The organism is Bacillus sp. FSL W8-0519, assembly GCF_038005585.1.
Taxonomy (GTDB): domain Bacteria; phylum Bacillota; class Bacilli; order Bacillales; family Bacillaceae_G; genus Bacillus_A; species Bacillus_A paranthracis.
In genome coordinates, this window is the sequence record NZ_JBBOTL010000001.1 from 1,418,950 (window position 1) to 1,440,650 (window position 21,701).

Below are 21,701 nucleotides of genomic sequence, written 5' to 3' on the forward strand. Positions count from 1 at the left end.
CTTTTTAAAAGAGGGAGAACAATAAGCCGATAAGCGCTACTCGGAATAAAATTGCAATGAGTGCTGCAATTCCACCGACAATCGCAGCGATACCACCAGTTACAGTAGCTCCGCGGTTATAAGCGTAAATACCTAGTAGTACAGAAACAAGACCGAATAATGTTGGGAAGGTGAAAAGTGATAAGATAGATAAGGCAAGAGAGATAAAGCCAGCCGTTGATCCAGCAGCGGACGATCTTACATCATCTTTATGTTCCTTCTCATCGTAATCATAATCAATGCGCTGTGGTGCAACCTCAGCTGCATATTCTTCTTTATAGTCACTATAATCACTATCTATTCTATCTCTTTTTTTATACTCATCAAATTTCTCAGTCAAAGTCATGACTCCTTTCATAACAAGGTTCAATAGTAGTATGTATCTCTTTTTCCTTTTTATCCGAGTATGTACAGGGAGTAATATCCATTTAAAAGGTGAAGATTGTTTTTTTGAAATAGGAAAAGTTAGTATGACTTCCTCTATTTTGGAAAGTATAAAAAAGAATAATGAGGAAAGGGTGCAATACATAATGGAACATCCAATTGAAAATTTAATGAAAACAGCAATGACAAATTTAAAAGAGATGGTAGATGTAAATACGATTGTTGGAAGTCCAGTTTCAACAGCTGACGGAAATGTAGTATTAACAGTATCTCAAGTGGCCTTTGGTTTTGGAGCTGGAGGAAGTGACTTTAAAGGTGAATTTATTTCCGAAAAACATAATAATGGACAAGGGCAGCATAAAGAGAATAAGCAAAGTCATCCATTTGGAGGCGGAAGCGGGGCTGGGGTTTCTATTAGCCCAGTTGCTTTTTTAGTAGTTGGTTCTAACGGTGTGCAAGTATTGCATCTCAATAGTAGTACACATTTAATTGAAAAAGCTTTAAATACCGTACCAAGCACTGTAGATAAATTTGTAAATGGTCGCTAAAGGTGAACTTGCATTTTTTAGGAATTATGATATATTAGAAAAAGTGCGCTTTAGGATGATCGGAATAATTGAACTGTAAATATATATGATGTGTGGAATAAGGGAGAGGAATTTATGATTAATATCAAAAACTTAGTAGTTGGCTTATGTATGTTAGTAAGCGGTTTTGTTGTATATGTAATAAAAGAAAAAGCTCCATTCTAAAACAGACAAACCGTTATTGTCTGTTTTAAATTTGTGAAAAATGTTGACAAGTTGCTATATTGATGTTAAAATTTTAATTCGTGTCTCGGTTACAGCTAGTGTAAAGTAAATAAATCTTATAAATATAATACGAAAAGTTTGCGAAAGATCGGGTAGTTTTACCAACAACTTTTGTGAACAAACCCTATAAATTATAATTATAGGCTTTATAGGTATACTAGTGAATCAAGGAGCGGTCAGTGGAACCGTAATGATGAGAGAGAGGTAGGGCTTTCATCCAGTATATGTTACTTTCCCGTTAGGTGAATATAAAAAAGAGGACTCCTTTTCAAAAGGGGTCCTCTTTCTTTTTTGTATTGAATTTAAATGCGGCTCTCAACTTGCTGGCAAATTTCATCTGTTGTTAAACCGTGGGCGTTAATTACCGATCCTTTTATTGATGTATCTGCAATACCCATCATATTAGAATCTTGCCCAGTTACAACGCAACAGTCGCATCCTTGTGCGTCATGTTCCGAGTTAATTGTAATGACTTCATGCCCCTGTTGCTGAAGAGCTTGTTGGACATCTGTTAACGAATTTTCAACACCAATTTTAGCCATAATTCTCACCTCCTACCATCTAGTTGTTAGTATGCTCAAGTTTCATCGTATATATTTATATAAAGACGGTAGGAAGCATATATTTATCTGTTATTTACGGGTAGTCTGATTAAAGTACGACTTTATTTAGTCGTTATATACACCAGTAAGCATTTGACTTACGAATTGATCGTTTAAAGTATCTTGGGCGGAAGAAGTATTTGAATGAATGTCGATTGAAGCAATGAAATTGTTATATTCTTTATTATTTGGTTCTACCTCTACATAATTATCAAATTTACAAAAACCTTTCGTATCCATTAGATCAAATAGTTGAAGCATCTCTACTACTTCTTGTCTCGTTCCTTTAATTTGTACACACGCCATATTGATTTCCTCCTTCATTTTGACAAATTGTTTTTTAAAAATAGGATTATGATTCCGAAATGAAAAATATGAATGTTATTTTTAGACAGCGTTATTTTTGTTATTTTCCCCCTTTTTCAGCAAAAGTCGTTGTATATTCCCGAATTTATAAAAACGGACGTCCGTTTATTGAATACAATAGATTCGTATCAATTGACGAAAATCCTTCTTTTAAACAAATATTTTTTTAATGGAAATTGACGAAAAAATTTTTTTGACTTTTTGTAAACGTTAACAATGTTGTTAAATCAATATAATTAAAGATGTACGTACGAATAAAAATTATAAATTTTCTAAAAATTCACTTGATTTATTTAGAAAGGAGAGTAAACTAGGAAACAATAAAAAATTCATAGAACATAGGAGGCGCTTTCCAGTGAACGAGCAATGGATTTTCTTAAATGGAGAATTTGTTCCAAAAGACGAGGCAAAAGTATCAGTATATGATCATGGTTATTTATATGGAGATGGAGTATTTGAAGGAATTAGAGTTTATAGCGGTAATGTTTTCCGTTTGAGAGAGCATCTTGTCCGGTTATATGAATCAGCAAAATCCATCATGTTAGAAATTCCATATTCTTTAGATGAAGTAACGAATATTGTTGTTGAGACGATTCGACAAAATAATTTATCTAATGGATACATTCGCCTAGTTGTATCGAGAGGAGCAGGAAATCTTGGGTTAGATCCTGATTCTTGTAAAAAACCGAATGTAGTAGTAATTGCAGAGCAACTATCTTTATTCCCACAAGAATATTATGAAAAAGGGATTCCAGTTGTAACAGTTGCAACGCGCCGAAACCGTCCAGATGTATTGTCGCCTCAAGTAAAATCTTTAAATTACTTAAACAATATTTTAGTTCGCATCGAAGCGAAATTGGCTGGAGTACAAGAAGCGCTTATGTTAAATGATCAAGGATACGTAGCTGAAGGCTCAGGGGATAACGTATTTATTGTAAAAGGAAATAAATTAATTACACCACCAAGTTCTGCTGGAGCGTTAGAAGGCATTACACGAAATGCTATTTTAGAAATTGGTGAAAAACTTGGATATGACGTTAGAGAAGAGTTATTTACAAGACATGACGTATATGTAGCTGATGAAGTATTTTTAACAGGAACAGCAGCGGAAGTAATTGCTGTTACGACAGTAGATGGTAGAACGATTGGTTTAGGGCAAACGGGTCCACATACGAATCGTTTATTAGAAGAATTCCGAAAGTTAGTTATAGAAGATGGAGAGAAAATTTACGAAGAAAATAAAGTTGGATAACAACTTTTTATAACATAAGAAAGCGTTGATAGGGAGGAGTAGTTGATTGTGAAGCCTCACAGAGAGTCGGTGGTTGCTGGAAACCGATGGTTCACGTCGACGAACATCGCCCTTGAGTGCTAAGCTGAAGCATTTGTCTAGGCTTAGACGGTAGCTCCGTTATTAGCTAGACTCATTTTATGGGTCACTGAGGCAAGAGTATTCTTGCAAAGAAGGGTGGTACCGCGAAATCTTTCGTCCCTTCAGCACATAGCTGGAGTGTGGACGTAGGATTTTTTTTATTGATAAAAGTTTTTAAAAGGGGGCTTATAAGAACAATGTCTTCAAAAACGGAAGAGAAACTGGCAACTGGTGCACAGCTATTGTTAGAAGCGCTAGAAAAGGAAGGAGTAGAAGTGATTTTCGGTTATCCTGGTGGTGCTGTTTTACCTCTTTATGATGCACTCTATGACTGTGAAATTCCGCATATTTTAACAAGGCATGAACAAGGTGCTATTCACGCTGCTGAAGGGTATGCCAGAATTACTGGCAATCCAGGGGTTGTCATTGCAACGAGTGGACCAGGTGCTACAAATGTGATTACTGGTCTAGCAGATGCGATGATTGATTCATTGCCACTTGTTGTATTTACAGGGCAAGTAGCAACAACGTTAATTGGAAGTGATGCTTTCCAAGAAGCGGATATTATGGGGCTTACGATGCCAGTGACAAAACATAACTATCAAGTGCGAAAGGCTTCCGATTTACCTCGAATTATTAAAGAGGCATTTCATATTGCTAGAACAGGAAGACCAGGCCCAGTCGTTATTGATCTTCCGAAAGATATGGTAGTAGAGCAAGGCGAACGATGTAGTGATGTGCAAATGGATTTACCAGGATACAACCCTAATTATGAACCGAATCTACTGCAAATAAACAAATTATTACAAGCAATTCAGGTTGCAAACAAGCCATTAATTTTAGCTGGAGCAGGTGTATTGCATGCGAAAGCTTCGAAAGAATTAACAAGTTTTGCTCGTAAATATGAAATTCCTGTTGTGCATACATTACTTGGTCTCGGTGGGTTTCCACCAGATGATGAACTATTTCTAGGGATGGGAGGAATGCATGGTTCTTACACAGCTAATATGGCGTTATATGAATGCGACTTACTCATTAATATAGGCGCTAGATTCGATGATCGTCTTACTGGAAATTTAGCTTATTTTGCGAAAGAGGCGACTGTCGCGCATATCGATATTGATCCAGCAGAAATCGGAAAAAATGTACCGACTGAAATTCCTATTGTTGCAAGTGCTAAGCAAGCGCTCCAAGTATTACTTCAACCAGAAGGAAGGAAAGAAAATCATCATGAGTGGATCTCTTTATTAAAGAATAGAAAAGAAAAGTATCCATTCTCTTATAAACGAAATTCTGAAAGTATTAAGCCTCAATATGCAATTGATATGTTATATGAAATTACGAAGGGAGAAGCGATTGTAACAACAGATGTGGGGCAACATCAAATGTGGGCGGCCCAATATTATCCGCTGAAAACTCCAGATAAATGGGTAACTTCAGGAGGACTAGGAACGATGGGCTTCGGATTTCCAGCAGCAATTGGTGCCCAAATTGCAAAGCCTGATGAATTAGTTATTGCAATTGTTGGTGACGCTGGATTTCAAATGACTCTGCAAGAATTAAGTGTGTTAAAAGAACACTCTTTACCTGTTAAAGTATTTATTTTAAATAATGAAGCTTTAGGAATGGTAAGACAATGGCAAGATGAATTTTATAACAAAAGATATTCGCACTCTTTACTATCGTGTCAACCAGATTTCGTTGCTCTTGCGAATGCGTATGGCATAAAAGGGGTTCGCATAGATGATCCACTTCTTGCGAAGAAACAATTGCAGCATGCAATTCAATTACAAGAGCCAGTTGTAATTGATTGCCGTGTACTTCAATCAGAAAAGGTAATGCCGATGGTTGCGCCAGGGAAAGGTGTTCACCAAATGGAGGGAGTGGAAAAAAGGTGAAGAGAATTGTTACAGCAACAGTTCGAAATCAAAGTGGTGTGTTAAACCGAATTACAGGTGTTATGACACGAAGACATTTTAATATTGAAAGTATTTCAGTAGGTCATACGGAATCATCGGACATATCGCGGATGACGATTGTTGTACACGTTGAAAATGAACAGCAAGTTGAGCAGTTAATTAAACAACTTCATAAGCAAATTGATGTTTTGAAAGTATCAGATATTACAGAAGAAGCGATGATTGCAAGAGAACTCGCACTTATTAAAGTAGCAACATCAGTAGCAAGAGCAGAATTATACAGTTTAATTGAACCGTTTCGAGCCGCTGTAATAGATGTTGGGAAGGATTCCATAGTTGTGCAAGTAACAGGTACGCAGGAAAAAGTAGAAGCATTAATTGAATTACTTCGTCCATACGGTTTGAAAGAAATTGCAAGAACAGGTGTAACAGCCTTTACGCGTAGTATGAAAAAGCAAGATAAGCAAGTAATGTTAATTCAATAATCATTTAAATATAGGGGGAAATGAAAATGGCAAAAGTTTATTATGAAAAAGATGTAACGGTAAATGTATTAAAGGAAAAGAAAGTAGCAATCATTGGATATGGCTCGCAAGGTCATGCGCATGCGCAAAATTTACGTGATAACGGATTTGATGTAGTAGTAGGTTTAAGAAAAGGTAAGTCTTGGGATAAAGCGAAAGAAGATGGATTTTCTGTATATACAGTAGCAGAAGCAGCAAAGCAGGCTGATGTAGTAATGATTTTGCTGCCAGATGAACTGCAACCAGAAGTATATGAAGCGGAAATTGCGCCAAATTTACAGGCAGGAAATTCTCTCGTTTTTGCACACGGATTTAATGTTCACTTTGATCAAGTGAAACCACCAGCGAATGTAGATGTATTTCTAGTAGCGCCAAAAGGTCCAGGACATCTTGTACGCCGTACATTTGTTGAAGGCGGAGCTGTTCCTGCATTATTTGCAGTATACCAAGATGCAACAGGAGTTGCGACTGAAAAGGCACTTTCTTATGCTGATGGAATTGGAGCGACGAGAGCTGGTGTATTAGAAACGACATTTAAAGAAGAAACGGAAACAGATTTATTTGGAGAGCAAGCTGTACTTTGCGGCGGAGTAACTGCGCTGGTGAAAGCTGGATTTGAAACGTTAGTTGATGCCGGATATCAGCCGGAACTTGCATATTTTGAATGTTTACATGAACTGAAACTTATTGTTGACCTTATGTATGAAGGTGGACTTGAAAATATGAGATATTCAGTTTCAGATACAGCGCAGTGGGGCGACTTCGTATCAGGACCACGTGTTGTAACGGAAGATACGAAGAAAGCGATGGGTACAGTACTAGCAGAAATTCAAGATGGTACATTTGCAAGAGGTTGGATTGCAGAGCATAAAGCAGGAAGACCGAATTTCCATGCGACAAATGAGAAAGAGAATGAACACGAAATCGAAGTAGTTGGACGTAAATTACGTGAAATGATGCCTTTCGTACAGCCGCGAGTAAAGGTAGGGATGAAATAATATGAAGCAGATTTTGTTCATGGATACGACGCTACGTGATGGCGAACAATCACCAGGAGTGAATTTAAATGAACAAGAGAAATTGCAAATTGCAAGGCAATTAGAAAGACTAGGGATTCATGTTATGGAAGCTGGCTTTGCAGCAGCTTCCGAAGGGGATTTTCAATCGGTAAAACGTATCGCGAATACAATTCAAAATGCTACAGTTATGAGTTTAGCTAGAGCGAAAGAAAGCGATATTCGAAGAGCATATGAAGCTGTGAAAGGTGCGGTATCTCCTCGTTTACACGTATTTTTAGCTACGAGTGATATTCATATGAAATATAAACTTTGTATGTCAAAAGAGGATGTGTTAGATAGTATTCATCGTTCTGTTACACTTGGAAAATCATTATTTCCAACAGTACAATTTTCTGCAGAAGATGCGACAAGAACAGCAAGAGATTTTTTAGCTGAGGCAGTAGAAGTTGCGATTCGTGCAGGAGCCAATGTAATTAACATTCCAGATACAGTTGGATATACGAATCCAGAAGAATATTATTCTCTTTTTAAGTACTTACAAGAATCCGTTCCTTCATATGAAAAAGCAATTTTCTCTTGTCATTGTCACGATGACCTTGGAATGGCTGTAGCAAATTCGTTAGCTGCAGTTGAAGGGGGAGCATTGCAAGTAGAAGGAACAATTAATGGAATTGGAGAGAGAGCAGGGAATGCGGCGTTAGAAGAGGTTGCAGTTGCTCTTCATATTAGAAAAGATTTCTATAAAGCAGAGCCTTCTATGACGCTAAAAGAAATTAAAGCGACAAGTACATTAGTAAGCAGATTAACAGGTATGGTTGTACCGAAAAATAAAGCGATTGTTGGAGCAAATGCATTCGCTCATGAATCAGGCATTCATCAAGATGGTGTATTAAAAGAAGTGACAACATATGAAATTATTGAACCAGAGTTAGTAGGCGAATCTCAAAATCTATTTGTACTTGGAAAACATTCTGGACGTCACGCGTTTACAGAAAAAATGAAAGAGCTTGGCTATGAATTTACAACGGAAGAACGAGATGCAGTGTTTGAAGCGTTTAAAAAATTAGCTGATCGTAAGAAGGAAATTACGGAGGAAGATTTACGAGCACTTATGCTTGGTGAAGCAGCATTTGCGGCTCAGCAATTTAATATTACGCAACTGCAAGTACATTTCGTATCAAATAGTACACAATGTGCGACAGTTGTACTAAAAGATGAGGAAGGAAATGTATTCGAAGATGCAGCTACTGGCTCTGGTAGTATTGAAGCAATTTATAATGCAATCCAAAGAATTTTAGGATTAGAATGTGAATTGGCGGATTATCGCATACAATCTATTACACAAGGTCAAGATGCACTGGCTCATGTTCATGTTGAATTAAAAGAAGGAACACATCAAGTATCAGGTTTTGGTGTTGCGCAAGACGTATTGGAAGCGTCGGCGAGAGCATATGTCCACGCAGCGGGGAAATTGAAATCTTTTATCCAGCTGGTGAAATAAGTGTTTGATAGGTGAGAGGGGCTATTCTCACCTATCGAATTAAAGTTCTGAAAATTCAGTTAAAAGGAGTGTTGAAATTGGAAAAACGTATCGTTTGTTTAGCTGGTGATGGGGTTGGACCGGAAGTTATGGAAAGTGCGAAGGAAGTATTGCATATGGTAGAAAGGTTATATGGTCATCATTTTCATTTGCAAGATGAGTACTTCGGCGGGAGTGCTATCGATTTAAATGGGCAACCATTACCACAACGAACGCTTGCCGCTTGTTTAGCAAGTGATGCGGTTTTACTAGGAGCAGTTGGTGGACCAAGGTGGGATAGTGCGAAAGAAAGACCAGAGAAAGGATTATTAGCTTTAAGAAAAGGGCTCGGTGTATTTGCGAACGTTCGCCCTGTAACGGTAGAAAGTGCAACGGCACATTTATCGCCATTAAAAAAGGCTGATGAAATTGATTTCGTTGTCGTTCGTGAATTAACAGGTGGGATTTATTTTTCTTATCCGAAAGAACGAACCGACGAAGTAGCAACGGATACACTTACGTATCATCGCCATGAAATTGAACGTATCGTTTCTTATGCTTTTCAATTAGCGAGTAAACGGAAGAAAAAAGTAACATCTATTGATAAGGCGAATGTTTTAGAATCTAGTAAACTATGGAGAACTGTAACAGAAGAAGTAGCACTTCGTTATCCAGATGTTGAACTAGAACATATTTTAGTAGATGCAGCTACTATGGAGTTAATTCGGAATCCAGGACGGTTTGATGTAATTGTAACAGAAAATTTATTTGGGGATATTTTAAGTGACGAAGCTTCCGTATTAGCTGGATCATTAGGAATGCTTCCGTCAGCAAGTCACGCGGAAAAGGGTCCTTCATTATACGAGCCTATTCACGGATCGGCACCGGATATTGCCGGGAAAAATAAGGCGAATCCAATTGCGATGATGCGCTCTGTTGCCATGATGCTTGGACAATCGTTCGGATTAACGAGAGAAGGGTGTGCAATTGAAGAAGCGATTTCAGCAGTCCTTAAATTAGGAAAATGTACAGCAGATATCGGGGGGACTGAAACGACAACTTCATTTACGAAGGCAGTAATGCAAGAAATGGAAGAGCAAGCGCTAGTAGGGAGAGGAAGATAATGGGGAAAAGGTTGCTAGATAAGCTTTGGGAAAGACACGTAGTTGCGACAAATGAAAATGGATTAGATTTATTATATATCGATCTGCACCTTGTTCATGAAGTAACGTCACCGCAAGCCTTTGAAGGCTTGCGGCTTACAAATCGAACGGTACGCAGACCAGATTTAACATTCGCAACGATGGATCATAATATTCCAACGAAAGATGTTTGGAATATTACCGATCGCATTGCGAAGCAGCAATTAGATACACTTCGGGAAAATTGTAAACAATTTCAGGTGCCGTTAGCAGATATCGGAGATGAAGAGCAAGGGATCGTTCATGTTATCGGACCAGAACTTGGGCTCACGCAGCCAGGAAAAACAATTGTTTGTGGTGATAGTCATACAGCAACGCACGGTGCGTTTGGCGCGCTAGCATTTGGTATTGGTACGAGTGAAGTGGAACATGTATTGGCAACGCAAACGTTATGGCAAAGAAAACCGAAAGCGATGGGAATTGAGTTAAAAGGAAAATTACAGAAAGGCGTTTACGCAAAAGATATTATTTTGCATCTCCTTTCAAAGTACGGTGTAGCAGTTGGAACTGGATACGTAATGGAATTTTACGGAGAGACGATTCAGGCTATGGAGATGGAAGAGAGAATGACGCTTTGTAATATGGCGATTGAAGGAGGAGCAAAAGCGGGTATTATCGCGCCGGATGAAAAAACAGTTGCTTATGTAAAAGGACGTAAATATGCACCGAGAGACTATGAAACTTTCGAGAAGAAATGGTTTGAACTGTATACAGATGCAGATGCAATTTATGATTTACATATTTCGATAGATGTTACAGATTTAGCGCCATACGTTACGTGGGGAACAAATCCGAGTATGGGAGTTCGTATTGATGAGAAATTGCCAGAAAAACATGATGTAAATGACGAAAGAGCATTTTCTTATATGGGATTAAGCCCTGGACAAAGTACGTATGATATTCCAGTTCAGCATGTTTTCATTGGATCTTGTACAAATTCCAGGCTCTCTGATTTAGAAATTGCTGCAGCTGTTGTGAAAGGGAGAAAGGTAAAAGAAGGTGTGCGAGCACTCGTTGTACCTGGATCGAAAAGAGTAAGGGACGCGGCGATGCAAAAAGGACTACATCACATATTTGAAGAAGCAGGATTTGAATGGAGAGAACCTGGATGTTCCATGTGTCTTGGAATGAATCCAGATCAAGTACCTGAAGGAGAGCATTGCGCTTCAACTTCAAATCGTAATTTTGAAGGAAGACAAGGAAAAGGAGCACGAACGCATTTAGTTAGCCCAGCAATGGCGGCAGCAGCTGCGTTATATGGTCATTTTGTTGATACAAGAAAGGAGAGTTATGATGGAGCCATTTCGTATTCATAAAGGTACTGCCGCAGTACTTATGAATAATAACATTGATACGGATCAAATTATTCCGAAGCAATATTTAAAGAGAATTGAAAGAACTGGGTTTGGAAAGTTTTTATTTGATGAGTGGCGATATGATAATGAACGACACGAAAACCCTAATTTCCCACTAAATGCACCAGATAGAAAAGGAGCAAGTATATTAATTACAGGTGATAATTTTGGATGTGGTTCTTCAAGAGAACACGCACCGTGGGCACTTGCTGATTATGGTTTCCGCGTAATTATCGCGGGAGGGTTTGCAGATATTTTTTATATGAATTGTATGAAGAATGGTATGTTACCAATTGTAATGGATAAAGAAATGCGAGAAAAGCTTGCCCAAACGGATGCAAGAGAACCAATAGAAGTAGATTTAGAGGATGAAGTAATTACAACAAGTACGCACAGGTTTCATTTTACAATCGAGAAAATGTGGAAAGAGAAATTATTAAATGGTTTAGATGAAATTAGTATTACAATGCAATATGAACAAGAAATAAAAGAGTATGAAAGAAGGATAGCTGTATATTAAAAGATAACGGAATATTTAAAATGTATTTACATTCAGAATTAAGTATTATATACTATGTAAAAATTAGAGGAGAAAGGGAGTAAGTATTATGAAAACAATGCAATCTATTAAAATGCTTACACAACTACATCATCATACATAAAGCCCTTGAACCTAGCGTGAAAACGTGTAGGTGCAAGGGTTATTCCCGTTGTACCTACACGCTACTAAAGAGCCTTGTAGGTATATTTTATCTACAAGGCTCTTTTTATTTTCGGTTTAGGTGCATGAAATAAGCATACATTAGAAAGGGAAAGGTGTGAGAATTTCGATGACAAAATGGAAACGGGCAAATCCAAATGGAACGAGAGATTATTTATTCGAAGAATGTACGTTAATTGAAGAAGTGGAGCAAAAATTAAGGCGTACTTTTTTAGAGAGAGGTTATGAAGAAATAAGGACACCAACAATTGAATTTTATGATGTGTTCGCCTTTCAAAGCAGGCCGATAGATGAAGAAAAGATGTATAAATTTTTTGATGAAAAGGGGAGGATTATCGTATTGCGTCCAGATATGACAATTCCTTTAGCGAGAGTGATCGGAACGCAGAGGTGTGATACACCACTTAAAGTGACGTATAGCGGAAATGTATTTCGAGCGAATGAGTCCCTTACTGGAAAATATAATGAGATCGTGCAAAGTGGTATTGAAATTATCGGTATTGATAATGTAAGAGCTGAAATTGAATGTGTTATAAGCGTCATTCAATCACTTCAAAAGTTGAAGGTGCAATCTTTTACAATAGAGATTGGGCAAGTACAGTTATATAAATGTATTGTCAAAAAGCTCTCCATTCATGAGGAAGAAGAGAAAGTTCTTAGAACATATATTGAAAGTAAAAATTATGCCGCTTTATCCAATTTTATTAGAGATAAGAAATTAGATCGATGTGATGAGACAGTAAAGTTACTGGAGAAATTACCGAGGTTATTTGGGAATTTAGAAGTGATTGAGGAAGCAGAAAAACTCGCCTCCAGTAATGAAATGAAAATGGCCATTACAAAAGTGAAAGAAATATATGAAGCAATTGACAAGCTAGGCTATGGATCGTACATATCCATTGATTTAGGTATGATTCAACATTTGGACTATTATACAGGTGTTATTTTCAAAGGGTATATATATGAAATTGGGGAAGAAATTGTTAGTGGCGGAAGATATGATGAGTTAATTGGAAATTTTGGAGAAATGTTACCGGCTGTTGGACTCGCGGTGCAAGTTAATCAAATTGTAAAGGCGCTGCAAGAGCAGCAAGAGCCATATGAACGAAAGAGAATAGATATTATGATTCATTACGAGTTAAATAGATTAGCAGAAGCGGAACGATTACGAAATTTACTTCAAAAGGACGGGAAAAAAGTAGCGCTATCTTTATTCTCTAATTTAAATGATACTTTTCAATTTGCTAGAAAAAATCAAATTGTAACGGTCGTTGAGGCAAAGAACGAATCATTAGTGGAATATGTATGGAAAGAGAAATGGGTCGTCCAGAAAGAAGGAGAAACTTCATGCGTAACATTCAAATTGCGTTAACGAAAGGGAGATTAGAAAAACATGTGATTCCGCTCTTTGAGCAGATTGGAATTGATTGTTCAGAGCTCAAAAATAAAGGAAGAAAACTTGTCTTTCAAAGTAAAAATACGGATATCTCATTTATTTTAGTGAAAGCAGTAGATGTTGCTACTTATGTAGAACATGGAGTAGCGGATATCGGAGTCGTTGGAAAAGATATTTTAATGGAAAACGAGAAAGATATTTATGAAATGTTAGATTTAGGAGTAGGCGTGTGTAAGTTTTGTGTCGCTTCTATTCCTACTTATAATCCGAAGAGCTATCGGAAGAAATGCATTGCGACGAAATATCCACATATTACTTCTAACTATTTTCATGATAAAGGAGAGGATGTAGAAATTATTAAAATAGAAGGTTCTGTAGAAATTGCTCCTATTCTTGGATTGGCAGATGCGATTGTTGATATTGTTGAAACAGGAAAAACATTACAAGAAAATGGACTCATTGTATTTGAGGAAATGTATTCTATATCTGCTCGAATGATTGTAAATAAGGCTGCATTAAAAACTAAAAAAGACGAAATATTCAGTATTATAAATATGATGGAGCAAGAAATTTTGTCAGGAAAATAGGGGGACTTGTAATGGAGATCGTTTTTGAAGATTTTCAAAAGGCGTTATCGAAAATAAAATTGCTACGAGAAAACGCTAATATAATAGAAGAAACTGTTCAAAGAAATGTAAGTGAAATCGTTCAAAATGTAAGGGAGAGTAGGGATGAGGCCTTATCTTTTTATACAAAAAAGTTTGATGGTGTAAAGATGAAAGAGTTTCGTGTAAGTGAAGAAGAAATAAAACGAGCGAGTATGTTTGTAGAGAATTCATTTTTAGAAGCGTTACAAGAGGCGAAGAAAAACATTATTTCGTACCATGAAAAGCAAAAAAGACAATCGATGTTCGATTGCGCGAGTAAAGGCATCATGAGAGGACAAATCATTCGGCCATTAGAGAATGTAGGCGTATATGTGCCAGGCGGAACTGCTTCGTATCCTTCGTCAGTATTAATGAATGTATTGCCAGCAAAACTCGCTGGTGTGAAAAAGATTGTAATGGTAACACCGCCAAGAGAAGGAGGAATTGATCCACATATTTTAGTTGCTGCAAGTCTTGCAGGAGTAGATGAAATTTATACGATAGGTGGTGCGCAAGCAATTGCTGCTTTAGCATACGGGACGGAATCGATTCCGAAAGTGGATAAAATAGTTGGACCAGGAAATTTGTACGTCGCTCTAGCGAAACGAGAAGTATATGGAATAGTAAATATTGATATGATTGCTGGACCGTCAGAAATTGTAGTTATTGCAGATGAAACCGGCAATGCAAAATATATTGCTGCTGATTTATTATCACAAGCAGAACATGACGAGAGAGCGACAGCAATTTGTATTACAACAAATATAGAGTTAGCAAAAGAAGTAGAAAAAGAGATAGAAAGGCAGTTAGAAACATTACCAAGAAGCGAAATTGCACGTGAATCAATAAAGAGAAATGGGGCCATTTTTATCGTTCCTTCTTTAGAGGAGGCGCTAAATTTATCGAATGAAATTGCCCCGGAACATTTAGAGTTACATATAAAAGAACCGATGAATGCTCTAGCTTATGTGAAACATGCAGGATCTATCTTTCTTGGACCATATGCACCAGAACCGCTCGGGGATTATTTAGCAGGACCGAATCACGTGTTACCGACAAGTGGAACGGCAAGGTTTTTCTCACCGTTATCAGTCGATGATTTTGTGAAAAAATCAAGCTTTCTGTCTTATACAGAGGAAGCATTAAGAGATGTCCAACATCATATTGTAGAGCTTGCCAATAAAGAAGGGTTACATGCGCATGCGAGAGCAATTCAAATAAGATTTGAGGAGGAAGAATAATGCGTGAGTCTAGTCAAATACGTGAGACGACAGAGACAAAAATAAAATTAAGTTTACAGCTTGATGATGGGAAGAACGTTTCTGTACGAACGGGAGTTGGTTTTTTTGATCATATGCTAACTTTATTTGCAAGGCATGGAAGATTCGGTTTGCAAGTGGAGGCAGAAGGGGATGTATTCGTTGATGCACATCATACAGTTGAGGATGTTGGGATTGTACTCGGAAATTGTTTGAAAGAAGCATTGCACAGTAAAGAGGGGATTAACAGGTACGGCTCAGCATATGTACCGATGGATGAGTCTTTAGGCTTTGTTGCAATTGATATAAGTGGACGCTCATATATTGTATTTCAAGGAGAATTAACGAATCCGAAGCTTGGGGATTTTGATACAGAACTAACGGAAGAATTTTTTAGAGCAGTTGCTCATGCTGCCAATATTACATTACATGCTCGTATTTTATACGGAAGCAATACACATCACAAAATTGAAGCGTTATTTAAAGCGTTTGGTAGAGCGCTTAGAGAAGCAGTCGAAAGAAATGCCAATATTACTGGTGTAAATTCAACGAAAGGGATGTTGTAATTGATTGCCATTATAGATTATGGAATGGGAAACATTCGTAGTGTAGAACAAGCATTAAAGCATATTGGAGCAGCGTATATCGTAACGAGTGATAAAGAAGAGATTTTTAGAAGTGATGGAGTGATTTTACCAGGAGTAGGTGCATTTCCAAAAGCAATGGATGTATTGGAAGAAAAAGATTTAGTACGTGTGTTACAAGAAATTGGACGTTCCAGAAAACCACTTCTAGGTATTTGCCTAGGAATGCAGCTTTTGTTTGAAAAAAGTGAGGAACTACAAGACTGTAACGGGTTAAGTTTATTGCCAGGCGTTATTCGAAAGTTAAAGGTTCCTTATAAAATTCCTCATATGGGATGGAATGAGTTAAAGAAAGAAGGAGAAATAGCGCTTTGGAATGGAGTAGAGGACGGTTCTTTCGTATATTATGTCCACTCTTATTACGCAGATTGTCCAAATGAAATTGTATATGGAATAAGTGAATATGGAGTGAAAGTACCTGGTTTTGTAGCAAAAGGAAATATATACGGTGCGCAGTTTCATCCTGAAAAAAGTGGTGACATTGGCATGCAAATGTTGAAAAATTTTAAAGGAGTGGTAGAAACATGGAAATCTTCCCAGCTATCGATTTAAAAGAAGGGAGATGCGTTAGACTGTATCAAGGAGAATTTAGTAAAGAAACAGTAATGAATGAAGACCCAGTTGCGCAAGCGATTATATTTGAAACATTTGGAGCGAAACGGTTGCACATTGTTGATTTAGATGGTGCAGTTGCTGGTGAGTCGTTAAACTTGTCCGTCATTGAAAGAATTTGCAAGGCAGTACGTATTCCAGTGCAAGTTGGCGGAGGAATTCGATCACTTGTATCCGTAGAGAAATTATTTTCAGTAGGAGTAGATAAAGTGATTTTAGGAACAGCCGCTCTTTATGATAAGCCATTTTTAGAAGAGACAGTTCGTCTATATAAAGAAAAAATCATCGTCGGAATTGATGCGAAAAATGGTTTTGTAGCAACGAGAGGCTGGCTTGATGTGTCTGAAATTTCTTACATTGATTTAGCAAAACAAATGGAGAAGATAGGTGTTCAAACGATTGTGTTTACAGACATTTCGAAAGACGGAACACTTGCAGGACCGAATGTAGAGCAATTGGAGTTACTACAAAAGAACGTTGCTACTCGACTTATTGCTTCTGGAGGAATTGCATCTATACAAGATGTGAAAAAGTTAAATGATATGAACATATACGGCGTCATAATTGGTAAGGCTCTTTACGAGAAAACGATTGATTTAGAAGAAGTGCTAGAGGTAACAAAGTTATGTTAGCGAAACGCATTATTCCATGTCTAGATGTGAAAGAAGGGCGAGTCGTAAAGGGTGTAAATTTTATAGGACTACAAGATGTCGGGGATCCTGTTGAAATAGCAGCTTTATATAATGATGCAGGAGCAGATGAAATAGTATTTTTAGATATTACGGCAACGCATGAAGGACGAAAAACGATTATAGATGTTGTAGAAAAAACGGCTTCAAAAGTATTTATTCCTCTTACAGTTGGCGGAGGAATTTCAAGTGTGAAAGATATGTACAATTTACTAAGAGCGGGAGCAGATAAAGTTTCAATTAACTCAGCAGCAGTGCGAAATCCAAAATTAATCGAAGAAGGGGCAGAGCATTTTGGCTCACAATGTATTGTCGTCGCAATTGATGCTAGAAAAGTAGCGGAGGATAAGTGGAATGTATATGTGAACGGCGGAAGAGTTGATACGGGAATGGATGCAATCGGGTGGGCAAAGCGCGTTACAGAGCTAGGCGCAGGCGAAATTTTATTAACGAGTATGGATGCAGACGGAACGAAAAACGGATATGACCTTCGTTTAACAGAAGAAATTTCAAAAAGTGTTTCCGTACCTGTCATCGCGTCAGGTGGATGCGGTCATGATGATCACATTATAGAAGTGTTTCAAAAGACAACAGTTGATGCAGCATTAGCGGCATCAATCTTTCATTACGGTGAGGCGACAATAGGGGACGTAAAGAGAAAGTTAAGAAATGCAAATGTTGAGGTGCGGCTATGAAACCTAACTTTTCAAAAGGACTATTACCAGCAGTTGTAATTGAAGAAGATACAAAAGAAGTTTTAATGCTAGCTTATATGAATGAAGAAGCGTATGAAAAAACAATAGAAACGAAAAGAACATGGTTTTATTCTCGTTCAAGAAGGTCGTTATGGAATAAAGGAGAAACATCAGGTAATGTCCAACATGTGCAATCTCTTTATTTAGATTGTGATCAAGATGCAATCGTTGTTGTCGTAAAGCAAGTAGGGCCTGCATGTCATACGGGAGAAAAAACATGTTTTCATTACAAAATTATATAGGGGGATACATATGAAAAACGCCTTTACATTACTATTCGAAACAATTAAAGAACGAAAGAGAAATCCACTTTCTGAATCATATACAAATTACTTGTTTTCAAAAGGAGAAGATAAAATTTTAAAGAAAATTGGTGAGGAATGTACGGAAGTAATTATTGCATCCAAAAATAATGATAACGAAGAGCTAGTGAAAGAAATGGTTGATGTAATGTATCACTGCTTCGTTTTATTAGCCGAAAAAAATATATCATTAGAAGATATTATGGAGGAAGTGACAGAAAGAAATGGGAAGCTTTCGAGAGTAGGGGACAGAAGAGAAATAGATACATTATAGGGGGAATATGTATGAAGGTGGATTATCACATTCATTTAGAAGAAGGGCCATATTCAATAGGATGGCTAGCTAAAATAAATGAATCATTACAACATTATGAACCGCTAAAAGAAGAAAAACATTCTATGGAATGGCTTGTGAAAACACAAGAACGCCTGCAAAGACGTGTGAATGAAGGGCCATTTACAATGAAATGGATTGATTTATATTTAGAAGAAGCTTTGCGAAAAGGGATAAAAGAAGTTGGTATTGTCGATCATTTATATCGTTTTTATGAAGCGAAAGAATACTATGAAACATATGTTGATATTAGTGATTCGGGGCTTGGACGTTTACAAAAGGAATGGTTAGACCAAGTAAGGGTAGCTTCACTACATGATTTTACAAGGGCAATTGAAGAGGCGAAAGAACGGTGGAGTAAAAGAGGTGTTACGCTTAAACTTGGAATTGAAGCAGATTATTTTATTGGTGGTGAACAACAATTACAATCTTTACTTGCATTAGGAGATTTTGATTATGTAATTGGTTCTGTTCATTTTTTAAATGGCTGGGGATTTGATAATCCAGATACGAAAGAATATTTTAAGGAACATGACTTATATGTTTTATATGATACGTTTTTCAAAACGGTTGAGTGCGCAGTTCGTTCTGAGTTATTTGATATTATTGCTCATCTTGACAACATAAAAGTATTTAATTATCGATTAAATGAGAATGAACAACTTTCTTATTATAAGAAAATTGCGCGTGCATTAGTAGAAACAAATACAGCAACGGAAATAAATGCGGGATTGTACTATCGCTATCCTGTGCGCGAAATGTGTCCGAGTCCGCTATATTTACAAGTATTAGCTAAACACGAAGTTCCGATCACACTCTCTTCAGATGCTCATTATCCGAATGATTTAGGAAAATATGTGGAAGAGAATATAAAGACGTTACGTAATCATGATATTGCTCACTTAGCTACATTTACGAAACGAGTTAGAACGATGAGATTACTAGAAGAAGTAACAATTTCAAAATGATCACGATTTTTTGATGAAAACCCATCTTTTTGTTCAAAATAAGAAAGAATAAAAAGGAGGGTAAGAAATGTCGAAACAGCAAAATAAACAAAATGTACAAGGTGCACAGCAACAAGCGTATACTTCTGAAACGAATGCTACATCTCAATCCGTTATTGAGGAACAAATTAGTGATACAGTTGCAGAAGGAACGATCGATGTGAAGCTTGGAAAACAATCGCAAGAAAAAGCATAAGAAGAGGGGGAGACTTGCATCTCCTCTTTTTTTGTGGAAAAGTGTCGATTTTCAAAACTATAATCAAATTCCTTGGTTTTTATATGTGGATTTCTTACAATGAAAGATAAGAGAGATCTTATTTTCTATAGAAGAGGTGTTAGTAGTGGCAAAAATATTAGTAGCAGGGAAAATTCCAGCAATCGGATTAGAACTATTAAAGGATCATGATGTAGAAATGTACGATAAAGAGGAGTTAATTTCTTTAGATGAATTAACAGAGCGTGTAAAAGACAAAGATGCATTGTTAAGCCTACTTTCTACAAAGGTGACAAAAGAAGTGATTGATGCGGCACCTAATTTGAAGATTGTTGCAAACTACGGTGCTGGTTACGATAATATTGATTACTCATATGCCGAAAAAAAAGGGATTGCGGTAACGAATACACCGAAAGTATCAACGGAAGCTACTGCAGAACTAACATTTGCACTTCTTTTAGCAGCGGCACGTAGAATTCCTGAAGGTGATACGCTATGTCGTACAACTGGATTTAACGGATGGGCACCGTTATTTTTCTTAGGCCGCGAAGTACATGGTAAGACAATTGGAATTATCGGCCTTGGAGAAATCGGAAAGGCAGTTGCAAAGCGTGCGAAAGCGTTTGGAATGAATGTTTTATATACAGGACCAAATCGAAAGCCTGAAGCTGAAAGTGAACTGGAAGCAACATATGTAACATTGGAAGAATTATTACAAACAGCAGACTTTATTACAATTAACTGTGCGTATAATCCGAAATTGCACCATATGATTGATGAAGAACAGTTCAAAATGATGAAGAAAACAGCGTATATTATAAATGCTTCACGCGGACCAATTATGCATGAAGCGGCACTTGCTCATGCTTTAAAAACAAATGAAATTGAAGGGGCAGCTCTTGACGTGTTTGAATTTGAGCCGAAAATTACTGAAGAGCTAAAAGGATTAAAGAATGTGGTACTTGCTCCTCACGTAGGAAATGCAACATTCGAAACGCGTGATGCGATGGCCGAAACGGCGGTAAGAAATATTTTAGCTGTATTAAATGGCGAAGAAGCTGTAACGCCTGTCAATCAAAAAGTATTCGTTACAAAATAAAAAAAAACCTTCCGGAATCGGAAGGTTTCTTTTTATTTTTCTTTATTTGCTCTTTTTGATGGTCTTTGTCTAAGGAATTGAGATAGCATGTACAAAATATATAGTGGAATAGCAATGAATAAGAAAACAGAAAAATTACCGAACCCTGTTTGGTACATTGTGATAATGATGCCCACTAAAAATAGTGTAATAATGATGCTATATCGTGGAATTGGTACATCTTTTAAACTTGGGATACGAATGCGGCTCACCATTAAAAATGCGAACGTTACAAATACTGTAATAAGAACGATTTTTGGAATGGTATGTGAAAATAATGTTAAGAAAGCAACAAGCCCTCCCGCTGCTGTAATCGGTACCCCAGTGAAATATTTCATTGAAGTAGAAGATGGTGTTACATTAAATCGTGCTAAACGATATGCTCCGAAAAGAGGGAATAGCCCCGCTATGTATAGTCCGATGATTCCATAATTAGAGAAAGATGTGTAATACATGAGAACAGCAGGTGCTGCACCAAATGTTACGACATCCGCAAGCGAGTCAAGCTCTTTTCCCATTTGTGAATCAACACGTAATAAACGAGCAACACGCCCATCAAGACTATCTAACATCATCCCGATAAGTACTAAAATAGCAGCTGATTTATAATATCCTAAAGATGCATAGCCGATTGACAAGAATCCACTATATAAATTTCCGAGTGTAAATAAGTTTGGAATAGCTGCTCTATACAAAATCTGATCCCTTGCTTTCTGTAATAAATTCTTAATTAGTGTATGAAAGTTTACTTATTTTATCATACCATAAATTTCTTCTTCACACGAAAGAAATTCCCAATTTGTGAAAGATTTCATATCAGAATGATTTGAAAAATAAGTGAAAAAAGAAGGGGCTGTCTCATAAGTCTCT

26 protein-coding genes and 1 other annotated feature are annotated in these 21,701 nt (G+C 37.1%); of the genes, 22 read left to right on the plus strand and 4 right to left on the minus strand.

Features of this window, described 5'->3' with window-relative positions; translation table 11 throughout:
• Positions 1 to 4: 4 nt before the first annotated feature.
• Positions 5 to 397, minus strand: coding sequence for an imidazole glycerol phosphate synthase (locus NST14_RS07400; RefSeq protein WP_229143015.1), 393 nt, complete (start codon positions 395 to 397; stop codon positions 5 to 7).
• A 112-nt stretch (positions 398 to 509) separates the two neighbouring features.
• Here NST14_RS07400 and ytfJ point away from each other — a divergent pair, with 112 nt between their 5' ends.
• Complete coding sequence (gene ytfJ / locus NST14_RS07405; RefSeq protein ID WP_001997038.1) at positions 510 to 971, plus strand: GerW family sporulation protein; 462 nt, start codon at positions 510 to 512, stop codon at positions 969 to 971.
• A 114-nt stretch (positions 972 to 1,085) separates the two neighbouring features.
• Complete coding sequence (locus tag NST14_RS07410) at positions 1,086 to 1,175, plus strand: hypothetical protein (RefSeq protein WP_000608225.1); 90 nt, start codon at positions 1,086 to 1,088, stop codon at positions 1,173 to 1,175.
• A 362-nt stretch (positions 1,176 to 1,537) separates the two neighbouring features.
• On the opposite strand, the gene NST14_RS07415 is transcribed toward NST14_RS07410, so the two are convergent.
• Positions 1,538 to 1,777 carry a YkuS family protein gene (locus NST14_RS07415; protein ID WP_001062580.1) on the minus strand — a complete coding sequence of 80 codons (240 nt, stop codon included), beginning with the start codon at positions 1,775 to 1,777 and terminating at the stop codon, positions 1,538 to 1,540.
• A gap of 126 nt (positions 1,778 to 1,903) precedes the next feature.
• Complete coding sequence (locus tag NST14_RS07420) at positions 1,904 to 2,143, minus strand: DUF3911 family protein (protein WP_000752508.1); 240 nt, start codon at positions 2,141 to 2,143, stop codon at positions 1,904 to 1,906.
• Between the two features lie 415 nt (positions 2,144 to 2,558).
• On the opposite strand from NST14_RS07420, the gene ilvE reads away from it, so the two are divergent.
• The 20 genes from ilvE to NST14_RS07520 all read left to right on the plus strand — a co-directional run bounded on the left by ilvE (position 2,559) and on the right by NST14_RS07520 (position 20,792).
• Positions 2,559 to 3,455: a branched-chain-amino-acid transaminase gene (gene ilvE / locus NST14_RS07425; RefSeq protein WP_229142930.1), complete on the plus strand. Its 897-nt coding sequence runs from the start codon at positions 2,559 to 2,561 to the stop codon at positions 3,453 to 3,455.
• Between the two features lie 16 nt (positions 3,456 to 3,471).
• Positions 3,472 to 3,700: a binding site (T-box leader), on the plus strand.
• A gap of 72 nt (positions 3,701 to 3,772) precedes the next feature.
• Entirely contained in the window at positions 3,773 to 5,473 is a 1,701-nt protein-coding gene (gene ilvB / locus NST14_RS07430; protein WP_000095855.1) for an acetolactate synthase large subunit, read from the plus strand.
• Positions 5,470 to 5,979, plus strand: a complete 510-nt coding sequence (gene ilvN / locus NST14_RS07435) for an acetolactate synthase small subunit (RefSeq protein ID WP_000822948.1) — start codon at positions 5,470 to 5,472, stop codon at positions 5,977 to 5,979. Before ilvB ends, ilvN begins: the two co-directional genes overlap by 4 nt.
• Before the next feature lie 26 nt (positions 5,980 to 6,005).
• Positions 6,006 to 7,016 carry a ketol-acid reductoisomerase gene (gene ilvC, locus NST14_RS07440; protein ID WP_001151736.1) on the plus strand — a complete coding sequence of 337 codons (1,011 nt, stop codon included), beginning with the start codon at positions 6,006 to 6,008 and terminating at the stop codon, positions 7,014 to 7,016.
• A 1-nt stretch (position 7,017) separates the two neighbouring features.
• A complete protein-coding gene (leuA, locus tag NST14_RS07445) occupies positions 7,018 to 8,538 on the plus strand; it encodes a 2-isopropylmalate synthase (RefSeq protein ID WP_071741625.1) in 1,521 nt (506 codons plus the stop codon).
• 77 nt (positions 8,539 to 8,615) lie between these two features.
• Positions 8,616 to 9,680 carry a 3-isopropylmalate dehydrogenase gene (leuB, locus tag NST14_RS07450; RefSeq protein ID WP_229142931.1) on the plus strand — a complete coding sequence of 355 codons (1,065 nt, stop codon included), beginning with the start codon at positions 8,616 to 8,618 and terminating at the stop codon, positions 9,678 to 9,680.
• Positions 9,680 to 11,074, plus strand: a complete 1,395-nt coding sequence (gene leuC, locus NST14_RS07455; protein ID WP_000518108.1) for a 3-isopropylmalate dehydratase large subunit — start codon at positions 9,680 to 9,682, stop codon at positions 11,072 to 11,074. Before leuB ends, leuC begins: the two co-directional genes overlap by 1 nt.
• Positions 11,052 to 11,633 carry a 3-isopropylmalate dehydratase small subunit gene (gene leuD / locus NST14_RS07460; protein WP_229142932.1) on the plus strand — a complete coding sequence of 194 codons (582 nt, stop codon included), beginning with the start codon at positions 11,052 to 11,054 and terminating at the stop codon, positions 11,631 to 11,633. The genes leuC and leuD overlap by 23 nt, the downstream gene beginning before the upstream one ends.
• Positions 11,634 to 11,943: 310 nt before the next feature.
• Entirely contained in the window at positions 11,944 to 13,206 is a 1,263-nt protein-coding gene (gene hisZ, locus NST14_RS07465; RefSeq protein ID WP_229142933.1) for an ATP phosphoribosyltransferase regulatory subunit, read from the plus strand.
• On the plus strand, positions 13,182 to 13,817 hold the full coding sequence (hisG, locus tag NST14_RS07470) for an ATP phosphoribosyltransferase (RefSeq protein ID WP_001244470.1): 636 nt from the start codon (positions 13,182 to 13,184) through the stop codon (positions 13,815 to 13,817). Before hisZ ends, hisG begins: the two co-directional genes overlap by 25 nt.
• Before the next feature lie 11 nt (positions 13,818 to 13,828).
• Positions 13,829 to 15,118: a histidinol dehydrogenase gene (gene hisD / locus NST14_RS07475; protein WP_074532725.1), complete on the plus strand. Its 1,290-nt coding sequence runs from the start codon at positions 13,829 to 13,831 to the stop codon at positions 15,116 to 15,118.
• Entirely contained in the window at positions 15,118 to 15,702 is a 585-nt protein-coding gene (gene hisB / locus NST14_RS07480; RefSeq protein ID WP_001209290.1) for an imidazoleglycerol-phosphate dehydratase HisB, read from the plus strand. The genes hisD and hisB overlap by 1 nt, the downstream gene beginning before the upstream one ends.
• Complete coding sequence (hisH, locus tag NST14_RS07485; protein ID WP_000560333.1) at positions 15,703 to 16,332, plus strand: imidazole glycerol phosphate synthase subunit HisH; 630 nt, start codon at positions 15,703 to 15,705, stop codon at positions 16,330 to 16,332.
• Positions 16,305 to 17,024, plus strand: coding sequence for a 1-(5-phosphoribosyl)-5-[(5-phosphoribosylamino)methylideneamino]imidazole-4-carboxamide isomerase (hisA, locus tag NST14_RS07490; RefSeq protein ID WP_000402310.1), 720 nt, complete (start codon positions 16,305 to 16,307; stop codon positions 17,022 to 17,024). Before hisH ends, hisA begins: the two co-directional genes overlap by 28 nt.
• Positions 17,018 to 17,776 (plus strand): imidazoleglycerol phosphate synthase cyclase subunit, encoded by a 759-nt coding sequence (gene hisF, locus NST14_RS07495; protein ID WP_229142934.1) that lies wholly within the window; start codon positions 17,018 to 17,020, stop codon positions 17,774 to 17,776. Before hisA ends, hisF begins: the two co-directional genes overlap by 7 nt.
• Complete coding sequence (gene hisI / locus NST14_RS07500) at positions 17,773 to 18,078, plus strand: phosphoribosyl-AMP cyclohydrolase (RefSeq protein ID WP_000803968.1); 306 nt, start codon at positions 17,773 to 17,775, stop codon at positions 18,076 to 18,078. Before hisF ends, hisI begins: the two co-directional genes overlap by 4 nt.
• A gap of 10 nt (positions 18,079 to 18,088) precedes the next feature.
• Entirely contained in the window at positions 18,089 to 18,412 is a 324-nt protein-coding gene (gene hisE / locus NST14_RS07505) for a phosphoribosyl-ATP diphosphatase (protein ID WP_000786132.1), read from the plus strand.
• Positions 18,413 to 18,423: 11 nt separating this feature from the next.
• A complete protein-coding gene (locus NST14_RS07510) occupies positions 18,424 to 19,440 on the plus strand; it encodes a histidinol phosphate phosphatase domain-containing protein (protein ID WP_000861820.1) in 1,017 nt (338 codons plus the stop codon).
• 67 nt (positions 19,441 to 19,507) lie between these two features.
• Positions 19,508 to 19,675, plus strand: a complete 168-nt coding sequence (locus NST14_RS07515; protein ID WP_000043572.1) for a YozQ family protein — start codon at positions 19,508 to 19,510, stop codon at positions 19,673 to 19,675.
• A 145-nt stretch (positions 19,676 to 19,820) separates the two neighbouring features.
• On the plus strand, positions 19,821 to 20,792 hold the full coding sequence (locus NST14_RS07520) for an NAD(P)-dependent oxidoreductase (protein ID WP_001062823.1): 972 nt from the start codon (positions 19,821 to 19,823) through the stop codon (positions 20,790 to 20,792).
• A 32-nt stretch (positions 20,793 to 20,824) separates the two neighbouring features.
• Here the strand turns inward: NST14_RS07520 and pssA are convergent, their stop codons facing one another.
• Positions 20,825 to 21,526, minus strand: a complete 702-nt coding sequence (gene pssA / locus NST14_RS07525; protein ID WP_000285422.1) for a CDP-diacylglycerol--serine O-phosphatidyltransferase — start codon at positions 21,524 to 21,526, stop codon at positions 20,825 to 20,827.
• Positions 21,527 to 21,701 lie beyond the last annotated feature (175 nt).

What these genes read in the sequence shown, in the direction of transcription:
- leuA (WP_071741625.1), top strand. Translation starts at nt 7,018, where the DNA reads ATGAAGCAGATTTTGTTCATGGATACGACGCTACGTGATGGCGAACAA.
- NST14_RS07415 (WP_001062580.1), bottom strand. Translation starts at nt 1,777, where the DNA reads ATGGCTAAAATTGGTGTTGAAAATTCGTTAACAGATGTCCAACAAGCT.
- NST14_RS07510 (WP_000861820.1), top strand. Translation starts at nt 18,424, where the DNA reads ATGAAGGTGGATTATCACATTCATTTAGAAGAAGGGCCATATTCAATA.
- NST14_RS07420 (WP_000752508.1), bottom strand. Translation starts at nt 2,143, where the DNA reads ATGGCGTGTGTACAAATTAAAGGAACGAGACAAGAAGTAGTAGAGATG.
- hisB (WP_001209290.1), top strand. Translation starts at nt 15,118, where the DNA reads ATGCGTGAGTCTAGTCAAATACGTGAGACGACAGAGACAAAAATAAAA.
- hisA (WP_000402310.1), top strand. Translation starts at nt 16,305, where the DNA reads ATGGAAATCTTCCCAGCTATCGATTTAAAAGAAGGGAGATGCGTTAGA.
- NST14_RS07410 (WP_000608225.1), top strand. Translation starts at nt 1,086, where the DNA reads ATGATTAATATCAAAAACTTAGTAGTTGGCTTATGTATGTTAGTAAGC.
- hisZ (WP_229142933.1), top strand. Translation starts at nt 11,944, where the DNA reads ATGACAAAATGGAAACGGGCAAATCCAAATGGAACGAGAGATTATTTA.
- hisI (WP_000803968.1), top strand. Translation starts at nt 17,773, where the DNA reads ATGAAACCTAACTTTTCAAAAGGACTATTACCAGCAGTTGTAATTGAA.
- hisE (WP_000786132.1), top strand. Translation starts at nt 18,089, where the DNA reads ATGAAAAACGCCTTTACATTACTATTCGAAACAATTAAAGAACGAAAG.
- ilvC (WP_001151736.1), top strand. Translation starts at nt 6,006, where the DNA reads ATGGCAAAAGTTTATTATGAAAAAGATGTAACGGTAAATGTATTAAAG.
- hisF (WP_229142934.1), top strand. Translation starts at nt 17,018, where the DNA reads ATGTTAGCGAAACGCATTATTCCATGTCTAGATGTGAAAGAAGGGCGA.
- hisD (WP_074532725.1), top strand. Translation starts at nt 13,829, where the DNA reads ATGGAGATCGTTTTTGAAGATTTTCAAAAGGCGTTATCGAAAATAAAA.
- leuC (WP_000518108.1), top strand. Translation starts at nt 9,680, where the DNA reads ATGGGGAAAAGGTTGCTAGATAAGCTTTGGGAAAGACACGTAGTTGCG.
- hisG (WP_001244470.1), top strand. Translation starts at nt 13,182, where the DNA reads ATGCGTAACATTCAAATTGCGTTAACGAAAGGGAGATTAGAAAAACAT.
- NST14_RS07400 (WP_229143015.1), bottom strand. Translation starts at nt 397, where the DNA reads ATGAAAGGAGTCATGACTTTGACTGAGAAATTTGATGAGTATAAAAAA.
- ytfJ (WP_001997038.1), top strand. Translation starts at nt 510, where the DNA reads ATGACTTCCTCTATTTTGGAAAGTATAAAAAAGAATAATGAGGAAAGG.
- leuD (WP_229142932.1), top strand. Translation starts at nt 11,052, where the DNA reads ATGGAGCCATTTCGTATTCATAAAGGTACTGCCGCAGTACTTATGAAT.
- ilvB (WP_000095855.1), top strand. Translation starts at nt 3,773, where the DNA reads ATGTCTTCAAAAACGGAAGAGAAACTGGCAACTGGTGCACAGCTATTG.
- NST14_RS07515 (WP_000043572.1), top strand. Translation starts at nt 19,508, where the DNA reads ATGTCGAAACAGCAAAATAAACAAAATGTACAAGGTGCACAGCAACAA.